Here is a 3,681-nt window from a genome sequence, read left to right as displayed (position 1 = left end):
CCTTCCAGCAGTTCCGTCTTCTGGCCGCTGAACGGCCACGTCTTCGAGAAGCGCTCGCCGCCGTTGTCGCTCGTGAAAATGACGATCGTATTGTCGGCCAGTCCCTTTTGCCGCAGCGCGTCGAGCACGCGGCCGACGGCGGCATCCAGCGCCGTCACCATCCTGCCGTACGTGGCCAGGTCGCCGCCGTCGTAGTGGAAGATGTTGCCGATGTCGCGCGACACCGCCTCGTCGCCCGGACCTTCCCACGGCCAGTGTGGTGCCGTGAAGTGCAGCGACAGGAAGAACGGTTGTTTCTCATCCTGCTTGCCGATGTAGTCGATGGCGCGCTCCGCGATCAGGTCGGTGTAATAGCCCACCCTGTGCACCGGGACTTCGTCCTCGTACAAATCTTCCGGCACGTCGGGGCCGACGCCCGGCTTGTGCGTGAAGTAGTCGATTGCGCCGCCGTAGTTGCCGAAGAAGACGTCGTAGCCGCTCTTCAGCGGGCCGAACACGGGGAGGTAGCCCAGGTGCCATTTGCCGAACAGCGCCGTGCGGTAACCGACTTTCTTCAGCAGCGACGGCAACGTGGGGTGCTGCGGCGGCAGGCCGATGGTCTTCGAGGCGCCGGCGATCGGCTCTTCCAGCCCGCCGCGCAGGCGATACTGGTAGCGGCCCGTGATCAGGCCGAAGCGCGTCGCCGAGCACACGGCGGAATTGGCATAGGCCTGCGTGAAGCGCACGCCCTGCGCCGCGAGGCGGTCGAGGTTGGTCGTGGCGAAGTCCGTGTTGCCGTAGACGCCCAGGTCGGCGTAGCCCAGGTCGTCCGCGAGGATGAAGACGATGTTCGGGCGCTCCTGCTGTTCGGCCGCGAACAGGGCTTGCGGCGCGAAGGCGACGGTTGGAAGGGCTTTGATGACGGCGCGGCGTTTCGTATCGGGTTTGCTCATGGTGGTTCCTTGCTTGGAAATCGAGACGGGCCGTCGCGCCGATCGTGCGCGGCGTGCCGATGACGGCGTTGTACGAGCCGAACGCGTTGTTCCACATGCTCGTATAGTACTGGCGGTCGAATACGTTGTGGGCCCACAGCTGCAGGTCCCACGCGCGCTCGCGGTTCGAGCGCACGCCGGTCGCCAGGCTCGCGAGACCGTATGCCGGGATCCGTGAATACCTGGAGGCGTCCAGCGTACCGTAGGTGGACGAGCGGTAAGCCACGATGAAGTTCACGTAGGCGCGCCAGGAATCAGCTCCAGGCGCGTCGAGCGGATGCTCCCAGCGCGCGCCGACGTTCGCGGTGCGGCGCGGCCATGCCGGGACGGGCAAGATAGACGTTGTCGAGATACAGGCCGACGCTGCCTTCCAGCCCGTCGCTGGCCGGGTTGTTGCCCAGGCCGCGCACGGCAAAGCTCATCTGGCGGGCGTGGACATAGTTGATCGTCGTGCTGGGCAGCAGCTGTTGCAGGTCTTGCGCGCGATAGACCCGGTTCGCCTCCAGCTCGTCGCCGTTCAGCACCGTCATCGGCGTCGGCACGTTCTGCGCGCTTTCGACGCGGCGGCGGGTGGACACGAGCACGGTCTGGATGGTCTCCGACAGCGGTTGCGTGGCGGCCGGATCGGGGCTCACGTCGGCGGCCGCGACCAGGGCGGCGGCGGCATTTGGTCCCGACTCCTGCGCCCGTACGCATCCGGCGTACATCATCATGGCCGCCGCCGCGATGGAAGTGCGTGAAACGGCCGGCGCTCCGGGGCGCCTGGGCTTTTGTCGTGCTGCGGATGCGTGAAACACCGGGTTCTCCTCGTAGTGAATAGGGATGTGCGTGGCCGCCGCGGCGCGCGGGGCGCGCCGCGTTGAACCGGAACAGGTGAAAAAGGGTCAGCGCGTGCTGGCGACGGCGGACGCGGAACCGAGCGGACGCTCGCTGCGCGGCGTGCCGGCTGGCGCCCAGTCGTAAGGGACGGGCTGGGCGCGGTAGACCCAGTTCGTGCGGACCTGGCGTCCGCTGCCGCCCACGGCGGAATCGCCGTAGAACGGGCTGACGTATTCCCAGACGATCTCGCCTTTGGGCGTCACCTGGAACACGCGGCCGTTCATGCCTTCGTCGATCAGGGTGTTCCCGTTCGGCAGGCGGCGCGCACTGCTGATGAAGGCGCTGTAGAAGCTCCACTGCGTCTGGCGGGAGTCGACGGCCGTGTATTCCCACACGATCTCTTTCTTGACCGGGTCGATTTCCAGCACGCGCGAGTGCGGGAACATGCCGGGGCTGACGATCGGGTAGCCGGCCTCACCCTGGTTGTCGAATACGATCAGGTTGCCCGCGCCGGGCAGGCCAGGCGCGATCAGGTGCGGATCGTGCTGGCCGATCAGCTGGTCGACGGGACGCGGGAGGCCGCCGGCGGTCGGCGCAAAATCGGGGCCGAGGCGCCACACGACCTTGCCGCTCTTCCTGTCGACGATGGCGACGATGTTCGCCTGGCGCGAACTGATGATCACGTTGTCCGGTGCGAAGCGCGCATCGCCCTGGTCGAACCACTTGTTCGGACCAAGCGCACGGGCGCTGTTCGTGTGCAGGTAGTCGACGGCCTTGGCGCCTTCGCGCGGCGCGGCATTGCGCAGCTGGTCCAGCGCGGCTTTCGAAAAGCCGAATTCCTCCAGGTGGTCGGACGCCGTCCAGCGCCACACGATCTCCCCTTGCGGGTCGACTTCGTACAGCACGTCGTCGAGAACCTGGGCCGCCTTGAAGCCTCTCACGGGATGGACGAGGTTCGCCAGCACGAGTGTGTTGCTGTTGGCGAGGCGTTCCCAGTCGTGGTGCTGCTTGGCGGACCCGCCCGGGGCGGCGCTGGTCGCCGTGTCGGCACCGCCGTAGGCCTGCTGCGCGGCTGCGCCCCAGCGCCAGACTACGTTGCCGTCCCAATCGAGTTCACCGATCGCGGCATTGCCGAGGCCATTGCCGGCCGTGCGCGCGCCCGGCAGCTGCGCCAGTTGCAGCAGCACGTGGCCGCGTGCGCCGCCCGTCTGTCCCGGCGCCAGCAGCACGGGCGGGAAGCCTTCCTGCGCCCACTGGTGCACCTCGTTGCCGTTCATGTCGATCAGGTGCGTCTTCCTGTCCTGGCCGGAGAACAGTACATAGCCGTTCCACGCCTTGCCTGGCTCGTAGCGGGTGACACCGGTCGGGAACACGCTCGGCGCGGCGAACGTCGCCGCCACCGGCAGCATGCACAGGGCCAGCAGGGCGGCCGTGCGGACGCGGCATGCATGCCGTTGTCGGTGGAGGAGGCGGGCCTGGCGGCGGCCGGTGCTGGCGGTCATGGTGTCCCTTCGTAATGGATAAGTGCAGGCATCTTACGAAGGGATGGCGTGATGCAGAACGAATATGTTGGCATATCAATATCTTGGTGGAGTTTCTATTGATATGCGGTTTTTGCAACAGTGCGCTGCGGCGAATGCAGCATGCCGCGCGTTCAACCTTGTGTCACGCCGGTGGCACCGCGTTCTCGGTCCGGAAGCGCGCCACGAAGGCGGCCAGCTGCTTCGAATGATAGCCCTGCGCCAGCGCGTCCAGGCGGCTCGCGAAAGGACCATAGGCCGGATCGAGACCCTGCAGGTAGGCGGCCCGTTMGCGGATTTGCCGCATGTTGCCGATCCGCGCCAGCTGCCAGAGTTCCTCGATTTGCTCGGCCGGCGGGGCGACCATGCCC

Annotated in this window: 3 protein-coding genes and 1 pseudogene; all 4 read right to left on the bottom strand. The window is 66.9% G+C overall.

What is annotated here, in order from left to right:
• Positions 1 to 932: sulfatase-like hydrolase/transferase (locus AC1DYX_RS29110; RefSeq protein WP_477265395.1), on the bottom strand; the 932-nt coding region annotated here is incomplete at its 3' end.
• A gap of 293 nt (positions 933 to 1,225) precedes the next feature.
• Positions 1,226 to 1,684: a TonB-dependent receptor plug domain-containing protein gene (locus AC1DYX_RS29105; RefSeq protein ID WP_477265393.1), complete on the bottom strand. Its 459-nt coding sequence runs from the start codon at positions 1,682 to 1,684 to the stop codon at positions 1,226 to 1,228.
• Between the two features lie 171 nt (positions 1,685 to 1,855).
• Positions 1,856 to 3,292 (bottom strand): arylsulfotransferase family protein, encoded by a 1,437-nt coding sequence (locus tag AC1DYX_RS29100; RefSeq protein ID WP_477265391.1) that lies wholly within the window; start codon positions 3,290 to 3,292, stop codon positions 1,856 to 1,858.
• A 163-nt stretch (positions 3,293 to 3,455) separates the two neighbouring features.
• Positions 3,456 to 3,681 (bottom strand): annotated as a pseudogene (locus AC1DYX_RS29095) (hybrid sensor histidine kinase/response regulator); the annotation flags it as partial.

The sequence above is a fragment of the Massilia sp. P2_C2 genome (assembly GCF_056404615.1).
Note: the sequence above shows the minus strand (reverse complement) of the source record. Positions and strands in the feature narration are given on the sequence as shown.

Excerpts from the sequence above, each read along its gene's own strand:
- AC1DYX_RS29105 (WP_477265393.1), bottom strand. The coding sequence starts at position 1,684 with ATGATGATGTACGCCGGATGCGTACGGGCGCAGGAGTCGGGACCAAAT.
- AC1DYX_RS29100 (WP_477265391.1), bottom strand. The coding sequence starts at position 3,292 with ATGACCGCCAGCACCGGCCGCCGCCAGGCCCGCCTCCTCCACCGACAA.